Source organism: Rhizobium nepotum 39/7, from assembly GCF_000949865.1.
GTDB classification, from domain to species: Bacteria; Pseudomonadota; Alphaproteobacteria; order Rhizobiales; family Rhizobiaceae; genus Agrobacterium; species Agrobacterium nepotum.
The window spans coordinates 75,843-93,442 of sequence record NZ_JWJH01000004.1 but is presented as its reverse complement, the minus strand read 5'-3'; the positions used below and the strand labels follow the sequence as shown (position 1 = coordinate 93,442).

Here is a 17,600-nt window from a genome sequence, read left to right as displayed (position 1 = left end):
CGTTGCTCTAATAAACATCGCGCAGATAGCGTTTTTCCCGCTTCAACCGGTTCACATAGTCGCTTGCCGCTTCCGCAGTGATACCGGCCTCATCGACAATGATCCGGTGCAGAGCCTCATCGACATCCTTCGCCATGCGGGTGGCATCGCCGCAGACGTAGAAATGGCCGCCCTCTTCGAGCCATTGATAGAGCGCCTTGCCGTTTTGCCGCATGCGGGTCTGGACATAGATCTTCTCCGCCTGGTCCCGTGAAAAAGCGAGATCGAGACGGGTCAACACACCATCGCGGCTCATATCGCCAAGCTCGTTTTCGTAGATGAAATCCGCCTGCCGGTGCTGGTCGCCGAAGAACAGCCAGTTCTTGCCCTTCGCGCCTCTTGCCTGCCGTTCCTGCAAAAACGCCCGGAAGGGCGCGATACCGGTGCCCGGCCCAACCATGATCATTGGCGCGTCATTGTCCTGCGGCACGCGAAACGCCTTGTTGGGCGAGACAAAAATTCCGGCATTCCGACCGGCCTCCACACGGTCCGCGAGGTAGGTGGAGCACACTCCGCCACGCTCCCGCCCCTCGGCGCGATAACGCACGCTGGCGATTGTCAGATGCACGCTGTTTTCCGCAACCAGGGGGCTGGAGGAGATGGAATAGGCCCGGTGCTGCAACGGTTTCAGGAACGTCACGAATTCGGCAAGGTCGAATAGGGGCTTGCCGCCGAGATCGAGCAGGTCAAGAATATCCTTGCCCCAGAGAAAGGCGGCAAGCTGCTCCCTGTCTCCATTCGCAAGGATATGGCTGAGTTCATCATGTCCTGCGCGCCTGCCGATTTCGGTGACCAGTTCACGTGAGGGCGTCGATATCTCGAACATGTTCAGAAGCGCGTCGCCAATCGGCCGGTCGAACCCTGCGACTTCACTATCCGCGCTTGCTCCGAAGCGTTCGAGCAGCGCACCGACCAGTTTCGGATCGTTGAGGGGAACGACACCCAGAGCATCGCCCGCCTCGTAGTCGAGGCCGCTTTCGCCGAGATCGAACTCGTAGTGACGAATTTCCTTCGACGATGCAGGTCCGGAAAGAAGGCGATTGACACTCACTCGCGCGGCATAGGGGTTCTTGCGGCCCCAGCCCTGTTTTGCCCGCGCCGGCAACTCGGCAATTGCAGGCGTAGCTACTGCCGCAGTGCCGCCATCGATGGCGAGCGCAAGCGGCAGGGTCTCGCCGATCCATGCGGCGGCCGCATCCTCGAAGTCGATATCGCAATCGATACGCGTCTTCATGCGCTTGCCGCCGAGTTGTTCGAACCGCGTATCGATGAGCTTGCCCGCCTGGCAGAAACCGTCATAGCCGGTATCGCCCAAAGCAAGCACGGCGAAATTCATATCGTCCAGCCTTGGCGCAGTATCAGCGGAAAGCGCTTCCCAGAACAATTCGGCATTATCCGGCATTTCGCCTTCACCATAGGTCGAAGTGACGACAATGACCCGCTTCATGCCGCCGAGACTGTCCATCGAGACATCGTCCAGCGCCGTCACCACCGGCTGCATGCCCTGCGCACGGGCAGCGTCGGCAATATCCATCGCCAAGGCCTCCGCATTGCCGGTCTGGGTGCCGACGAGGATGTTCAGCACGCTGGCCGCCGCCCTCGGAGCGGCAGCGGCAACCGATGTTTCCATGCCCATGGCGGTGCGGGAGTGAAGTCCGGCCAGAAAGCCGGAAAGCCAGGCGCGCTGATCGCCATTGAAGGGCGCATCCTGCGGAATGTAAGGTATCTTCATCATGCTGCCCTGTTCTGGCTGGATGCGACGGCAAGGTCTGGAATGGCGCGGGCTGCGAAAAGCTCCTCGAAGCCCGGCAAACGGCCGATCCTCTCGATGTTTTTGCGGTTCTGCTGAATGATCCAGCCATAGGTACCCGGGCTGTCCACCGACCAGATGTTGCGGCGCGCCAGCGCCTGCTTGTAATCCTCGAGACGCTTGGCGGCGATCATCACCGCAAGCTGCTCGTCGCTATGGTTGGAAAGGGCCTCACGCGCATATTTCAGCAGCCGCTGCATCAGCGCATAATCTTCCGTGAGGATGAGGTTGCGCACGGCTTTTTCGATAGCGGGATCGGAAGGACCGGACGCCAGCGGCGACCGTTGCAGGGCAATGGCCTGCGCCATGCTCAACACCGTGTAATTGTTGATGAGCGCGTACATGCCCTCCGTATCGGTCTCACTATGACCCGGCACCGTTCCGTTCAAGACGGCCTTGCGGTCGCGATAGGCAAGCTTGAACTTCCGCACCTGATGGGCGGCAAGCGCAGATGCCAATTCTTCCAGAAGCTCCTTGCGGGGCTTGGCCTTCAGAATTTCGTCGCTGTCCTGATAGAGCAGCAGGGCGCGTGGCATGCCGTAGACAAAATTGTGCTGTTCGCTCTCCCAGTTCTCCAGAAGCCATGCCGCCTTGGCCGAGCCGGTTTCCGCAGCATGCCAGGTCAGAAGCTGATGAACTGCCTGATTGTGGATCCCGGCCTGTTCGTCCTCGCCGGTGATCAAACCGAGCAGGATCGAATCGTGGCTGACCTTCTTCGGCAAATCGCCGTAGGGATCGTACTGATAAACGAAACCGCCGCTCATGCCGTTGCCGAAGCCCTTGCCGAAACTGCCGAGGTTGAGCACCGCGCCGTTGGTCATGTATTCGCAGGCGAAATCGCCCACGCCTTCTACCACGGCAGTCGCACCGGAGTTGCGCACCGCGAAACGGTCGCCCGCCTGCCCTTCCACGAAGGTGCGGCCACCGGTGGCGCCGAACAGCGCGAAATTGCCGACCAGCACATTGCCACCAGCCTCGTCCGAGCCGCCGCCCGGAGAGCGCACGACGATGGTGCCGCCGCAGGCGCTTTTACCGACACCGTCATTGCAGGTGCCGGTATGGACCATGACCATGCCGTCATTGCAGAAAGCACCGAAAGACTGCCCGGCCGAACCGGATGTATCGATGCGTACCGAACCCGCCTCCAGAAAACGACGCCCACGACTGTCACGCTTCACGGCTGGAAGCACATCCATCTGCTCGTCGGAAAGCTCGTGGTTCAACATGCGTTCGATATCGACCGCGAGTTGCCCGCCAACGCTCTTGTTGCAATTGTTGAGGAAACGGTTGCCGCCAAGCTCAATATTTTCCCGCTTGCTGTCGATCAGGGCCGAGCGCACGAGTTCTATGAAGGCGTCGTCCAGCGCGAAATCCTTTTCCATATAGACGGGGCTGTCGATCTTCACCTCTTCGACCACGGTAAGCATCGCCCGGAGGTCAAGCTGACCGACGCTCGCCGGATGATCGAGGAGGTGAAGAAGATCGGAACGTCCGCGTGCCTGCCGCAGCGAGGCAAGCCCGAGCGACGCCAGAATCTCGCGCGTTTCATGGGCGATATTCATGAGATATTGCGCCAGTGCGCGCGGATCGCCGTTGAAGGCTTCCTGATTGGTGGTAAGACCGGCCGGGCACTTGATGTTGCAGTTCTTCGCCATGACGCATTTCAGCATCATCAGCGCTGTGGTGCCGAACTCGAAACTGTCGCCGCCGAGGAGCGCTGATTTCACCACGTCGCTCGCCGTCTGGTGCGCGCCGGAGCAACGCAGCAGCACCTTGGCGCGAAGGCCCGTGGCGCAAAGCGCCTGATGCACCTCGGAAATGCCTATTTCCGCCGCGCGGCCGGTATATTTGAGGCTGGTGACGGCCGCCGCACCCGTGCCGCCGGTATTGCCGGCGACGTTGATGACATCTGCGCCCGCCTTGGCGACGCCGACCGCGATCGTGCCGATGCCTTCGGAAGAAACAAGCTTGACGACGACGCGCACGCGCGCCGCCTTGGCGTCGTGGATGAGCTGGGCCAGATCCTCGATCGAATAGGTATCATGATGCGGCGGTGGCGAGACAAGCTCGACGCCCGGCGTGCCGCCGCGCGCAGCGGCGATTTCCACCGTCACCTTGGGAGACGGCAATTGCCCGCCCTCGCCGGGCTTTGCGCCCTGGCCGATCTTGATCTCGATCTCCTCCAGCATCGGATCGGCAAGATAGCCGGCCCAGACGCCGAAACGGCCGGAGGCAAACTGCTTGATACGCGAAGCGCGAATGGTGCCGTAACGGGAAATATGCTCGCCGCCCTCGCCCGAATTCGACATGCCGCCGACCATGTTGGTCCCGTGCGCGACAGCCTCATGCGCGGCAGCGACGAGCGCGCCGTGGCTCATTGCGCCGGATGCGAGGGTTTTGGTGATGTCGCTCGCCTTTTGCACGGCGTCGAGCGGAATGCTTTCCGGCGCGGTGCGGATCAGTGACAGATAGGCAAATGCCTCGCCCTTCGCCTGAACCAGAAGCGCCCCGCCTTCCAGCCAATGGCCGGCGATATCGTCTCCGAAGCGATCAAGCAGCGACTGGCCGAGTGCGGCAAGGCGAGCAAGTTCGTGACCGTGTGGACCAGTCAATTGCAGCCGGAACGCGCCTTCGCCCGCACTCTCACAGGATAACCCCCGCACCATGAAGCTGTTATTGCCACGCCTGGAAAAGCGGCCCATTTCCCGGTGAAACTCGTCCGCCGAACTGGCAAAGGTCACATCGGCCGGCAATTCCAGAACGTCGCGCAGGGCGGCGGGGCGGCGCGACCTTTCTTCTGACATCATGCGTGCGAAAGCTCGATAACCCGGTGTCACCTCGAATGCGTCGATCGCCTCCGGCGTCAGCCGATCGAAGCTGTTGTGATAATAGGCCGCGTCGTTGAGACCGAAAGCATCCTCCAACCGGTTGAGGGGCAAGAGACGCAGCACTTCCTCGTTTTCGGTTCCCTTGTCGAAACCGATCTTTTCCTCCGTCATGTCAACGAAACCGCGAACGGCCGTCGTGCCATAGGAATGACCGGCACCTTCAGCGCGCTCCTTGAAAAGACCGAGCAGCGGAATGTCGTTTTCACCCCTTACCGACAGCGCCTTGCGATGCCAGTCCGCCACAGCCTGCGCGATGACGGCGAAGGTGACGCCGCCGACCGGGGTCTTCACATTGGGGAAATAACGCTTCAGCACCGGATCGTTGGTATCGAGGAAGTTCGGCTCGAAGAATTCGCCGCCAATATAGCTTTCCGCCGTGCACAGCCCGACCTTGCCCATGGTCTTCATCAGCGACTTTTCAGCAGCCTTGGCAAACCGCTTGAACGCCTTGTCGGCATCGGCACCGAATTTTTCTTCCGCACGGAACTGGACACCGAGCGGATAGACCGCCGAAGCTCCGAAACCAAGGCCCGCTGCTATGTGATGCGAGGAGGAAAATTGCCCGCTTTCGACGATCAGGGAAACGCGCAACCGCAGACCTTCCTCGATCAGCCGCTGGTTGATGGCGGAGACGACCATGATCATCGGCAGAGCCGCACGGCCTGCCGAAACGTGCCGGTCAGTGATGACGGCAATGCCGCCTTGCTCGGCCGCGAAAGCCACGACCTCATCGCAGAGGCCATCTATCGCCTGCCGCAAGGCTGCTTCGTTGGCATCCGCTGCATCAAAGATCGGCGTATAAAGCATCTCGAAACGACGAACGGGCGTCTCGGACTGTTCGCGAATGCGCAGCATGTCGAGATGGGTCAGGATCGGGGAGCGCACGACGATCTGGCGGGCCGCCTTTGCACCGCTGTTCGGTTTTGCGCCCAGCGCCACACGCAGCGTCATGCCATCGGCCTCGCGAATACTGTCGAGCGGCGGATTGGTGACCTGCGCAAAGCGTTGCGAGAAATATTTGGCGACGCCGCCTTCCTGATCGGAAAGGGCGTTGATGGCATTGCCATAACCCATCGCCGAGATTTTTTCCGCACCAGAGGCCAGCATCGGGTCCATCAGGAACTTGAAGCTTTCCTGATTGTGCGAATAGGCGACGTAACGCTGATGCCGTTCCAGATCGCCATTGTAACGAAGCGGCGAGCCATGCTTTTCCGCCGGCACTTCCGGCAGATCCGCAAGCATCACCCGCGCTTCGGATAATAGCGACGGGTAATCCCGGCGCGAGGCCAGAAGCTCCAGCGCCTCGACGGTGGAAAAGGCGCGGCGCTCAGTGTGGTCGTAATAAAGCATGCCGCCAGCTTCGATGCGGCCGCGACGGATGACATTTTCTGCCGGAAAGGCGATCTGCCCCGCCTCGGACATGACGCAGAGATACTCTTCCGTCTCGACGGTGCGCAACGGGCGCAGTCCGAGCCGATCGAGACGTGCGCCGATGATGGTGCCATCGCCGAAGATCAGCGCGGCCGGGCCGTCGTTCTTCTCTTCGTAGAGCGAGAAATATTCCAGCATCGCCTTGACGCCGGGCGACAGCGTGTCGTCGTTTTCCCATGCCGGCGGCATCATTGAAACCACGGCGGTCACCAGATCGAGACCGTCTTCCATCACCTGCGCCTGCAATGTCTGGTCCAGACGGCAGCTGTCCGACTGGCCCTTCGGCCGGATGATGCTGGCGTTCTTCGCCAGCGCCACAGCCGCTTCCGACAGCCGGTTCTTCTTGTCGGTGTTGAGTTCGCCATTATGCGCCATCAGCCGGAAAGGCTGCGCCATGGAGGGATGCGGATCGGTATTGGTGGAGAACCGCGTGTGGAAATACATCGTATGCACTTCATGGCGCGGATCGATGAGGTCGCAGAAATAGGGCATGACCTCATGGGAGTTCAGACGACCCTTCAGAACCTGCGTGCGGGCACTGAGCGACAGCGGATAAAAACCGGCAAGTTCCGGCGCGGTGTAGGCGAGCGCTTCGATGGCGAGAAGCGCCTTGTGAATGCGCCAGTCGAATTCGGCAAGAGTTGCGCATTCCACCGGTGCCGAAAAGACCCATTGCCGGATCGGCAATTGATAGGAAATGGCGGCAGCGCGGATGGCTGCGTCATTCACCGGCACGTCGCGGACCAGCAGGATTGCGAAGCCCTGTTCTTCCAGAGCGCTGCCGATGATGCCGATCGCCTGATCATGAAAAGCCGGGTTCTGCGGCAGGAAAAAATTGCCGACGCCAAAGCGGCCGGGCTGCAGGGAATCGTTGCCCGTCAGCTTCCGGAAAAAAGAGAGCGACAGGTCGAGGGACACGCCGGCACCGTCGCCCACACCTTCGGCCGACATGCCGCCGCGATGCGGCACGGCACAGAGCGCCTCGTGCCCGCGCTTCAGCACATCATGGGTTTGCACCCCGTCCTTGCGGGTGATGAAACCGACGCCACAGCTGCTTTTTTCAAAAGCCGCATCGTAAAGGCCGAATTTTTGCTCCGTCACGCTCAAGGTTCTCTCCTCTCGTTGCGCATTTCGCGCGGCATCGCCCTCTTTCCCGAAACCCGGCGCGTCAGCCGGCACTCTGCGGGCGGAGCCGCAGGCGACCTAGCTGCTCCTCTTTTTCTGCTTATCGGCGTTTAATGGCGCGAACGGTTGTTTTGCGGCCGTCAAACGGCGTGGCGGCATTGGCCGCTATTTCGCAAATAATGATCGTCGTCGTTCGCATCGCTTTCCCTGATGGCCAGTATTTCCGGCAATGAGACACACTGAATTATGTCAGTATTGCTTACATAATATTTCATGAACGACCGAGTCAAGATTAAAATCGGCCTCACGCAATAAAAAAACAAAAACGCCGCGAAATCCGACAGGATTCCGCGGCGCAATGGCTGCAGAGATATTTAAATTGCCCTGTTCAGTCCGAAGGCATTTCCAGCGTGCGACTGAACCAGAGCGCGACCAGCGTACACACAGCACCGGACATCAGGTAAATTCCGACCGCGAACAGTCCGAATTTGGACGAAAATCCGAGTACCACGAGCGGCGCGAAACCGGCGCCGATCAGCCAGGAAATATCCGAAGTGATGGATGCGCCGGTATAGCGGTATTCACGGCTGAAGCGGGAAGCAAGCGCACCGCCCGCCTGACCGAAGGAGAGGCCAAGCAACGAGAAGCCGATGAGCACGAAGAGATAGCGGCCAATATCGCCCGAACTCAGGAGAACCGGCGCAACGAGGCTGAAAAGACCGATCATCACCGCCGCGACAGCCAGAAGCTTCCGACGACCGATCTTGTCAGCCAGAATGCCGGACACCACGATCATGCCGCCGGCGATGATGGCGCTGACGAATTGCACGAACAGAAAGTCCGAAACACGCTGGGTGGTATTAAGCGAAACCCAGCTCAGCGGGAAAACCGTGACGAGATGGAAGAGCGCGAAGCTGGCCAGCGGCACGAATGCGCCCGTTACCACCACCGGAAACTGCGAGCGCAGCATCTTGAACATTGGCCGAGGCTCCAGCTCATGCTGCGCCAGCATGGACTGGAATTCCGGTGTGACGATCATGCGCAGGCGGGCAAAGAGCGCCAGAACATTGAGCGCCAATGCAACGAAGAAGGGGAAACGCCAGCCCCAGGCGAGGAATTCCGCGTTGGAAAGCTGCGTTACGAAGACGATGAAGAAGGCGCTGGCGAGACCAAAACCCATGGCCGCACCGATTTGCGGCATCATGGCGTACCAGCCGCGCTGCTTCGGCGGTGCATTCATGGCGAGCAGCGAGACGAGACCATCCCAGGCGCCGCCAAGACCGAGACCCTGGCCAATGCGGAACACCGCCAGAAGACAGGGGGCAAGCATGCCGACTTCCGCATAGGAGGGAAGAAAGCTGATCGCCATCGTGGACCCGCAGAGCGTGAACAGCGCCGCCATCAACTTGACGGCGCGGCCGAACTTGCGGTCGATCTGGAGGAAGATCAGCGAGCCGATCGGCCTTGCGATGAAGGCCAGCGAAAAGACAGCAAAGGAATAAAGCGTGGCCGTCAGCGGGTCCACAAAGGAAAAGAAGACGTGCGGAAAAACGAGCGCGGAGGCGATGGCGTAAATGAAAAAGTCGAAAAACTCCGTCATTCTCGCAAGAATGACCGCAATGGTAATGCGATCGGGATCAACCTTGACCGGATCGGCCCCATGCCCGTTCGCTTCCGGCGCCTGCCCAAAAGATGGGGCAGCATCAGTGTAACTCATAATATCCCTCCTGCGTCATGGACGAACCATTCCTGTAACGCGCGGGCTCCTCTTCCGTTGCGTTACTATGCGGCGGATTGTCACACGCACCCTACGTAACGTCAATTGAAGTTTGATAAGAAAGGCTTGCCCCGGAAGCGCGCTATGCGATAATGCAGCCGCTTCGCTTTCAAACGCAGCTCTGCCAGCCCATGGTGCATCGCGAAGGTTTCGCTGCACCGCGACAATATACCTCATTTCAAAAATGATGTTCGGCAATTAATCGCGGCATAATCCAAACTGTACGAGTTCAAAGAACGTGCGCACGATCAAAAAAATTCCATCCGCCCTTCTGGCAATCTCGTCGCTGCTGCTGCTCAGCGGTTGCGACCTCGTTGTCATGAATCCTTCGGGTGACGTTGCCATCCAGCAGCGCGACCTTATCATCACGTCCACGGTTCTGATGCTGCTGATCATCGTCCCGGTCATCGCCCTGACGCTGTTCTTCGCCTGGAAGTATCGCGAATCGGCGAAAGCCGAGGATTACGATCCCGAGTGGCATCACTCCACGCGCCTTGAAATGGTGATCTGGTCGGCCCCGGTCGCCATCATCCTGATGCTCGGCACGGTGACCTGGATTTCCACCCACCGGCTTGATCCCTATCGCCCGCTGGAGCGTATCGACGAGAACCGCCAGGTTACCGCCGATATCAAGCCGCTCACGGTCGAGGTGGTGGCCATGGACTGGAAGTGGCTGTTCTTCTATCCCGAACTCGGCATCGGCAGCGTCAACGAATTCGCCGCTCCGGTCGATGTTCCGATCAACTTCAAGATCACCGGCACGACCGCGATGAACTCCTTCTTTGTTCCCGCACTCGCCGGCCAGATCTATGCCATGGGCGGCATGCAGACCAAGCTGCACGCCGTCATCAACAAGGAAGGCGTTTATGACGGCTTCTCGGCCAACTTCTCCGGCCCCGGTTTCTCGCACATGCGTTTCAAGTTCCATGGCCTCAGCCAGCAGGGCTTCGATCAGTGGGTTGCGAAGATCAAGGATGGCGGCAAGGGCTTCGGCCGTCAGGAATATCTCGACTTCGCCAAGCCTTCGGAGCGTGAGCCGGTGCAATATTTCGCCTCCGTCGATCCGCAGCTTTACGACGCGATCCTCAACCGCTGCGTCGAGCCCAACAAGCTCTGCATGCGCGACATGATGCATATCGACGCCAAGGGCGGCGGCGGCAAGGAAGGCATCGACATCGCCAAAGCGCTGAACTCCGTCGTCTGTACACCGCTTTCACCTTACGGTGTTGCCAGCGGACCCCAATCCACTCCGGCTGCGATCGAAGGACAGACTTTCGAACCTGCGGCGCTGCCGGAGACGAAACAAGTCGCTGGCTGACGATACGTCCCGGCTTTCTGCGGCGCGGCCTGTCCGCGCCGACCCACGTTCTTGAATCGCAAGAGGCTAAAAATGATCGTCAATTCCGATCAAACGTCGTTCCTGTTCGGGAAGCTGACATGGGAGTCCATCCCGCTTCACGAGCCCATTCTTGTCGCCACCTTTGCGGCTGTGGCTCTGGGCGGGATCGCCGTTATCGGCGCCCTCACCTATTTCCGCCTGTGGGGTTATCTGTGGAAGGAATGGTTCACGAGCATCGATCACAAGAAGATCGGTATCATGTACATCATTCTGGCGCTGATCATGCTGCTGCGCGGTTTCGCCGACGCCGTCATGATGCGCGTCCAGCAGGCGATCGCCTCCGGCGGATCGGAAGGTTATCTTCCGCCGCACCATTACGACCAGATTTTCACGGCCCATGGCGTCATCATGATCTTCTTCATGGCCATGCCGATGATCACCGGTCTGATGAACTTCGTCGTACCGCTGCAGATCGGCGCCCGCGACGTTTCGTTCCCCTTCCTCAACAACTTCTCCTTCTGGATGACCACGGCCGGCGCCATCATCACCATGATCTCGCTGTTCATCGGTGAATATGCGCAGACCGGCTGGCTCGCCTATCCGCCGCTTTCCGGCATTGACGGCAGTCCGGGTGTCGGCGTCGATTACTACATCTGGGGTCTGCAGATCGCCGGTGTGGGAACGACGCTTTCGGGCATCAACCTGATCGTGACGATCATCAAGATGCGCGCGCCCGGCATGACCATGATGCGCCTGCCGATCTTCGTCTGGACATCGCTGTGTTCGAACATCCTGATCGTGGCCTCGTTCCCGATCCTGACCGGCACGCTCGCCCTTCTGACCCTTGACCGTTACGTTGGCACCAATTTCTTCACCAACGATCTCGGCGGCAATCCGATGATGTATGTCAACCTCATCTGGATCTGGGGTCATCCCGAAGTTTACATTCTGGTGCTGCCGGCCTTCGGCGTCTTCTCGGAAATCGTCTCGACCTTCTCCAACAAGCGCCTCTTCGGTTATGCCTCGATGGTCTACGCGACAGGCGTGATCACCATCCTTGCCTATATCGTGTGGCTGCATCACTTCTTCACCATGGGTTCCGGCGCAAGCGTCAACGCTTTCTTCGGTATCACCACGATGATCATCTCGATCCCGACGGGTGCGAAGATCTTCAACTGGCTCTTCACCATGTATAAGGGCCGCATCAAGTTCGACGTTCCGATGCTGTGGACGATCGGCTTCATGATCACCTTCGTCATCGGTGGCATGACCGGCGTTCTTCTCGCCGTTCCGCCGGCGGATTTCGTGCTCCACAACTCGCTGTTCCTGATCGCCCACTTCCACAACACCATCATCGGTGGCGTGGTGTTCGGTGTGCTTGCGGGTATCGTCTACTGGTTCCCGAAAGCCTTCGGCTACCGCCTCGACCCGTTCTGGGGCAAGCTGTCCTTCTGGTTCTGGTTCATCGGCTTCTATTTCGCCTTCATGCCGCTCTACATTCTCGGCCTGATGGGCGTGACCCGCCGTATCAGCCAGTTCGAGGACAATTCGCTGCAGATCTGGTTCCTGATCGCAGCCTTCGGCGCCTTCCTGATCGCGCTCGGCATCGCCTCCTTCGTCATCCAGCTCATCGTCAGCTTCCTGAAGCGCGATCAGCTTCGTGACGTGACCGGCGATCCCTACCATGGCCGTACGCTGGAATGGTCCACCTCATCTCCGCCGCCGGCCTACAACTTCGCTTTCACGCCGGTTGTGCATGACGTCGATGCGTGGGCGGATATGAAGAAGCGCGGCTACGTGCGTCCCAAGGAAGGCTTCATCCCGATCCATATGCCGAAGAACACCGGTGCGGGCGTCATCATCAGCGCCATCAGCGTGGTGCTCGGCTTTGCGTTGGTGTGGCACATCTGGTGGCTTGCGGCTCTGTCCATGATCGCCATCATCGCGGTCTCGATCGCCCATACCTTCAACTACAACCGCGATTACTACATTCCGGCTTCCGATGTTTCGACAGTGGAGACGGAACGTACGAAGCTGCTTGCGGAACAGGCGTAACGAACATGGCTCATACACCTGCACAAAGCGCCGCCGGCGCGGAAACACCGGTCTTCTACCTGAAGGAAGATCATCACCCGGAGAACGGCACCTCGCTGGGCTTCTGGCTTTATCTGATGAGCGACTGCCTCATCTTCGCAACGCTGTTTGCCACCTATGCCGTTGTCGGCCGCAACTATGCGGCCGGCCCCTCGGGTGCGGACCTGTTCGATCTCAAGCTGGTGGCGATCAACACTGCGTTCCTGCTTTTCTCCTCCATCACCTATGGCTTTGCCATGCTGGAAATGGAAAAGCAGAAGGTGAAGTCCACGCTGGTGTGGCTTGGAATTACCGGCCTCTTCGGCCTCGCCTTCCTCGCCGTCGAACTTTACGAGTTCCATCACCTGATCGAGGAAGGCGCCGGCCCGCAACGTTCGGCGTTCCTTTCCGCCTTCTTCGCGCTGGTTGGCACGCACGGTCTGCACGTCACCTTCGGCACCATCTGGCTCGTCACGTTGATGTTCCAGGTTGGAAAGCATGGCCTGATCGCCGCCAATAAGCGTCGCCTGATGTGCCTGTCGATGTTCTGGCACTTCCTTGACGTCATCTGGATCGGCGTCTTCTCCTTCGTTTATCTCATGGGAGTTCTTTGATGAGTTCCGAAGCACACGCACACCAAGACGCGCATGGCGACGACCATCATCACCATGATGGCGCCAGCCACGGCACGTTCAAAAGCTACATGATCGGCTTCGTCCTGTCGGTCATCCTGACGGCGATCCCCTTCTGGCTGGTCATGGGCGACGTTCTTGAAAACAAGACCCTGCTGGTCATCGCAATCATGGGTCTCGGCGTCATCCAGATCTTCGTGCACATGATCTACTTCCTGCACATGGACACCAAGTCGGAAGGCGGCTGGACCTTCATGGCGCTGATCTTCACCGTCGTGGTGCTGCTGATCACGCTCTCCGGTTCGCTTTGGGTCATGTACAACATGAACAAGAACATGATGCCGCTGCACATCGAGGATGTAAAAAACCTGCCTTGAGCAGCCATAAATCAACGGCCTGCCGGACCTCCGGCGGGCCGCTTTTTGCGCCAACACATAACCCCATGAATCGTGGCGCGATTTATGGGGTTATTTGCTGGAAGACGCCGCGTGCCGGCAGCCAACAATGCTGCTGCAGCAAGCCGCATGGCCTTGCAAGGACTGTGAACCATGACCGATCTGTCGAAAACACCCCCGCGCAACCGGCGCATTCGCCCTGCCGCAATCGTCGTCCTGTTTCTGACCGTCGTGCTGACGGGCTTTCTGCTGGCGCTCGGAACATGGCAGGTCCAACGTCTTTCCTGGAAGCTCGGTCTGATCGAACGCGTCGAAGCCCGCGCCCATGCAACCCCCGTCGATGCACCGGCGGCGGCCGGATGGCCGACGCTTGCCGATCCGGCGGAATACGAATATCGCCGCGTGAAACTCTCCGGCACCTTCCTCAACAACAAGGAAATCCAGGTCTATACGGTCAGCGATCTCGGCCCCGGCTATTGGGTGATGACGCCGCTTGCGCGCGACGACGGCTCGAACGTCATCGTCAACCGTGGCTTCGTCCCCTCCGACAAACGTGATCCGTCATCGCGCCGGGAAGGCGAACCAACCGGGCAAGTTGAGATCGTCGGGCTGATGCGTGCGCCGGAAACCGGCGGGCTTTTCCTTCGAACCAACGATCCCGCAAATGGCCGCTGGTACTCCCGCAACATCCCCCAGATATCGCAGGCCTCCGGCCTTTCCAACGTGGCGCCTTTTTACGTCGATGCCGATGCCACGCCCAATCCGGGCGGCCTGCCGGTTGGCGGCAAAACCATGCTCACCTTCCCCAACAACCACCTGTCCTATGCCATCACATGGTACATTCTGGCGGCCATGGTGGTTGCGGCTGGCTGGTATGTCCTGCGCAATCTCAACGCACCGAAATCGAAACGGGACGCGGAGTGAGCAGCCGGTTTTACCGGATGGTTCATAAAATCACTTCCTTCTTCACGTTTTGCTGATCTATAACGATAGCTTGGCCTGACATTGCCCGTCGGCGCATTTTGTTTCGGTGAGTTATGGCAAGAGCATTTCTTCTCGTTCTGGATTCCTTCGGCGTCGGCGGTGCGCCTGACGCGGAGCGTTACGGCGACCTCGGTGCCAACACCCTCGGCCACATCGCCGAATTTTGCGCAGCAGGCGCCGCCGACAAAGCCGGACTTCGGTCCGGTCCCCTGAAGCTGCCGAACATGTGTTCGCTTGGCCTGATCGAGATTGCCAGCCAGTCAAGCGGCGATATTCCCGCCGGCATGGAGCGGCCGGAGCGTATTTTCGGCCTGCACGGTTCCGCCAGCGAAATATCCAAGGGTAAGGATACGCCCTCCGGCCATTGGGAGATCGCGGGCACGCCCGTCAGCTTCGACTGGGGATATTTCCCGACGGAGGGTGACGCCTTTTCGCCTGAACTGGTGGAGGCCATTTGCGAACAAGCCAATATTCCAGGCATTCTTGGCAATTGCCATGCTTCCGGCACCGAGATCATCGCGCAGCTTGGCGAAGAGCACATCAGGACCGGCAAGCCGATCTGCTACACCTCTTCCGATTCCGTATTCCAGATCGCCGCTCACGAGACGCATTTCGGGTTGCAGCGGCTCATCGCGCTTTGCGAGACGGTGCGCAAACTGCTCGATCCGCTCAATATCGGCCGCGTCATCGCCCGACCCTTCATCGGCGAGACGGTCGCGACCTTCGAACGCACTGGCAACCGCCGCGACTTCTCCGTTCCTCCACCCGAACCGACATTGCTCGACCGCCTCGTAGAAGCGGGCCGGAAAGTGCATGCGATCGGCAAGATCGGCGATATCTACGCCCATCAGGGTGTCTCGCGCGTCATCAAGGCAAATGGCAACGCCGCCTTGATGGATGCGACGCTGCAAGCCATCGATGAAGCCGAAAACGGCGATCTCGTCTTCACCAATTTTGTCGATTTCGACATGCTTTATGGCCACCGCCGCGACGTTGCCGGTTATGCGGCGGCCCTTGAGGCCTTCGATGCGCGCATTCCCGAAATCCATCGCAAGATGGCGCCGGGCGACATCGCCATTCTCACCGCCGACCATGGTTGCGATCCCACATGGCGGGGTACGGACCATACACGGGAAAGGGTGCCTATCATGGCATTCGGGCCGGGTATCCGTTCCCGCGATATCGGCGTCCGTTCAAGCTACGCCGATATAGGCGAAAGCATCGCCCACCATCTTGGCATCGAAGCCGGTTCACACGGCAGGAGCTTCATTTGACATCGCATTTGCTGAAAGCGGAAATTCACTGCCACCTCGAAGGGGCAGCAGCGCCCGCGCTTGTCGCAAAACAGGCGGAGAAATACGGCATAGATACCAGTGGCTTCCTGCGCGACGGCCAATATGTCTGGTCGGATTTCGCGCAATTCATCCAGTGCTACGATGCGGTGGCGCAGGTGTTCAAGACGGATGAGGATTATGCGGTTCTGACCGAAACCTATCTGACCGAACTTGCCGAGGCCAACACGATCTACAGCGAACTGATCATCTCGCCCGACCATGGCGACCGCATCGGGCTAGGTGCTGACGCCTATCTCGCCGGTATCGCCGAAGGCATCAGGATCGCAAAAGAAAAGACCGGCATCGAGGCCCGCATCATCGTCACGGGTGAGCGGCATTTCGGCCCTGAAAGGGTAATCGCGGCGGCCGAATATGCGGCGCGCGCCCGGCATCCGCTGGTGACCGGCTTCAATATGGCGGGCGAGGAGCGCATGGGTCGTGTTGCCGATTATGCGCGCGCCTTCGACATCGCCCGCGATGCCGGCCTCGGACTGACCATCCATGCGGGTGAGGTTTGCGGGCCTGAAAGCGTTGCCGACGCGCTCGATCTCGTCAAGCCGGCCCGCATCGGGCATGGAGTGCGCGCCATCGAAGACGCCGCGCTCGTCGCCCGACTGGTTGAGACGGGAACGGTTCTGGAGGTCTGCCCCGGATCAAACATTGCCCTCAGCGTTTATCCCGATTTCGGCAGCCATCCGCTCAAGGCGTTGCGCGACGCCGGGGTGCGCGTCTGCGTCAGTTCCGACGATCCGCCATTTTTCTTCACCTCGCTTGCGCGGGAATACGCACTTGCATCAGACGCATTCGGTTTCAGCGATACCGAGATCAATCGCATGACCCGGACTGCGCTCGAATGCGCCTTCGTGGACGAGGAAACACGCGACCGGCTGCTCGCAAAACTCGATTGTGCCTGACACGGCGGTTCGCGGGGTAAAACCGCGAAGAAGGCTTGCGAAAAGCGCACTTTCGGTGAATTACAGGGGCACAGGATAAAAAGGAAGGCCAGTTTCATGGACGGCGTCACAGTCATCGAACATCCGCTGGTGCGGCACAAACTTACCATCATGCGCAAGAAGGAAACTTCCACGGCCGGCTTCCGCCGCCTGCTGAGGGAAATCTCGACGCTGCTCTGCTATGAAGTGACGCGCGACCTTGAAATGACGATGGAAACCATCGATACGCCGCTCGAAACCATCGAGGCGCCCGTGCTGGAGGGCAAGAAGCTGGTTTTCGCCTCCATCCTGCGCGCCGGCAACGGCCTGCTGGAAGGCATGCTCGAGCTCGTGCCTTCGGCACGCGTTGCCCATATCGGCGTCTATCGCGATCACGATACGCTGGAAGCCGTCGAATATTACTTCAAGGCTCCCGAAAGTCTCGACGCGCGCCTTATCATCGTTGTCGATCCGATGCTGGCGACCGGCAATTCCTCCATTGCCGCTGTGGAAAAGCTGAAGGAACGTGGTGCGAAGAACATCCGCTTCCTGTGTCTGCTGGCCGCACCCGAGGGCATCAAGAACTTCCGTGAAGCGCATCCCGATGTGCCGATCTACACCGCCGCAATCGACAGCCACCTGAACGAAAAGGGTTATATCGTTCCCGGCCTCGGCGATGCCGGTGACCGTATGTACGGCACCAAATAACACCGTTCATCATCGCTTAACCGTTTGAGCCATTCGCCGTATTGAACGTGGCGAATGGCTTTTTCTTTTAAGATTTCAGCATGTTTTGCGTCTATTCTGCGCGGATAACTCTGCCTTTTTCAGGAGCGACAAC

At 59.4% G+C, this 17,600-nt stretch carries 11 protein-coding genes; 8 read left to right on the top strand and 3 right to left on the bottom strand.

The window, feature by feature from the left end; genetic code table 11:
- Positions 1–7 precede the first annotated feature (7 nt).
- The 3 genes from RS75_RS05085 to RS75_RS05075 all read right to left on the bottom strand — a co-directional run bounded on the left by RS75_RS05085 (position 8) and on the right by RS75_RS05075 (position 9,010).
- Positions 8–1,774 carry a sulfite reductase subunit alpha gene (locus RS75_RS05085; RefSeq protein WP_084686469.1) on the bottom strand — a complete coding sequence of 589 codons (1,767 nt, stop codon included), beginning with the start codon at positions 1,772–1,774 and terminating at the stop codon, positions 8–10.
- Positions 1,771–7,275 (bottom strand): glutamate synthase-related protein, encoded by a 5,505-nt coding sequence (locus RS75_RS05080; RefSeq protein WP_045018031.1) that lies wholly within the window; start codon positions 7,273–7,275, stop codon positions 1,771–1,773. The genes RS75_RS05085 and RS75_RS05080 overlap by 4 nt, the downstream gene beginning before the upstream one ends.
- A 406-nt stretch (positions 7,276–7,681) precedes the next feature.
- The gene (locus RS75_RS05075) at positions 7,682–9,010 is read right to left on the bottom strand and encodes an MFS transporter (protein ID WP_045018029.1); all 1,329 of its coding nucleotides are present in this window, start codon (positions 9,008–9,010) and stop codon (positions 7,682–7,684) included.
- Positions 9,011–9,308: 298 nt separating this feature from the next.
- On the opposite strand from RS75_RS05075, the gene cyoA reads away from it, so the two are divergent.
- From cyoA to upp, 8 genes are all read left to right on the top strand, one after another.
- Positions 9,309–10,388, top strand: a complete 1,080-nt coding sequence (gene cyoA, locus RS75_RS05070) for a ubiquinol oxidase subunit II (RefSeq protein ID WP_045018027.1) — start codon at positions 9,309–9,311, stop codon at positions 10,386–10,388.
- A gap of 72 nt (positions 10,389–10,460) precedes the next feature.
- Positions 10,461–12,464: a cytochrome o ubiquinol oxidase subunit I gene (gene cyoB, locus RS75_RS05065; RefSeq protein ID WP_045018025.1), complete on the top strand. Its 2,004-nt coding sequence runs from the start codon at positions 10,461–10,463 to the stop codon at positions 12,462–12,464.
- Between the two features lie 5 nt (positions 12,465–12,469).
- Positions 12,470–13,096 carry a cytochrome o ubiquinol oxidase subunit III gene (gene cyoC, locus RS75_RS05060; RefSeq protein WP_045015413.1) on the top strand — a complete coding sequence of 209 codons (627 nt, stop codon included), beginning with the start codon at positions 12,470–12,472 and terminating at the stop codon, positions 13,094–13,096.
- Positions 13,096–13,491, top strand: coding sequence for a cytochrome o ubiquinol oxidase subunit IV (gene cyoD / locus RS75_RS05055; protein WP_045018023.1), 396 nt, complete (start codon positions 13,096–13,098; stop codon positions 13,489–13,491). The genes cyoC and cyoD overlap by 1 nt, the downstream gene beginning before the upstream one ends.
- 171 nt (positions 13,492–13,662) lie before the next feature.
- On the top strand, positions 13,663–14,433 hold the full coding sequence (locus RS75_RS05050) for an SURF1 family protein (protein ID WP_045018021.1): 771 nt from the start codon (positions 13,663–13,665) through the stop codon (positions 14,431–14,433).
- Positions 14,434–14,546: 113 nt separating this feature from the next.
- Positions 14,547–15,767: a phosphopentomutase gene (locus RS75_RS05045; RefSeq protein WP_045018018.1), complete on the top strand. Its 1,221-nt coding sequence runs from the start codon at positions 14,547–14,549 to the stop codon at positions 15,765–15,767.
- Positions 15,764–16,741 (top strand): adenosine deaminase, encoded by a 978-nt coding sequence (locus tag RS75_RS05040; protein WP_045018016.1) that lies wholly within the window; start codon positions 15,764–15,766, stop codon positions 16,739–16,741. The genes RS75_RS05045 and RS75_RS05040 overlap by 4 nt, the downstream gene beginning before the upstream one ends.
- Before the next feature lie 96 nt (positions 16,742–16,837).
- A complete protein-coding gene (upp, locus tag RS75_RS05035) occupies positions 16,838–17,467 on the top strand; it encodes a uracil phosphoribosyltransferase (protein WP_045018014.1) in 630 nt (209 codons plus the stop codon).
- The last annotated feature ends 133 nt before the right edge of the window (positions 17,468–17,600 follow it).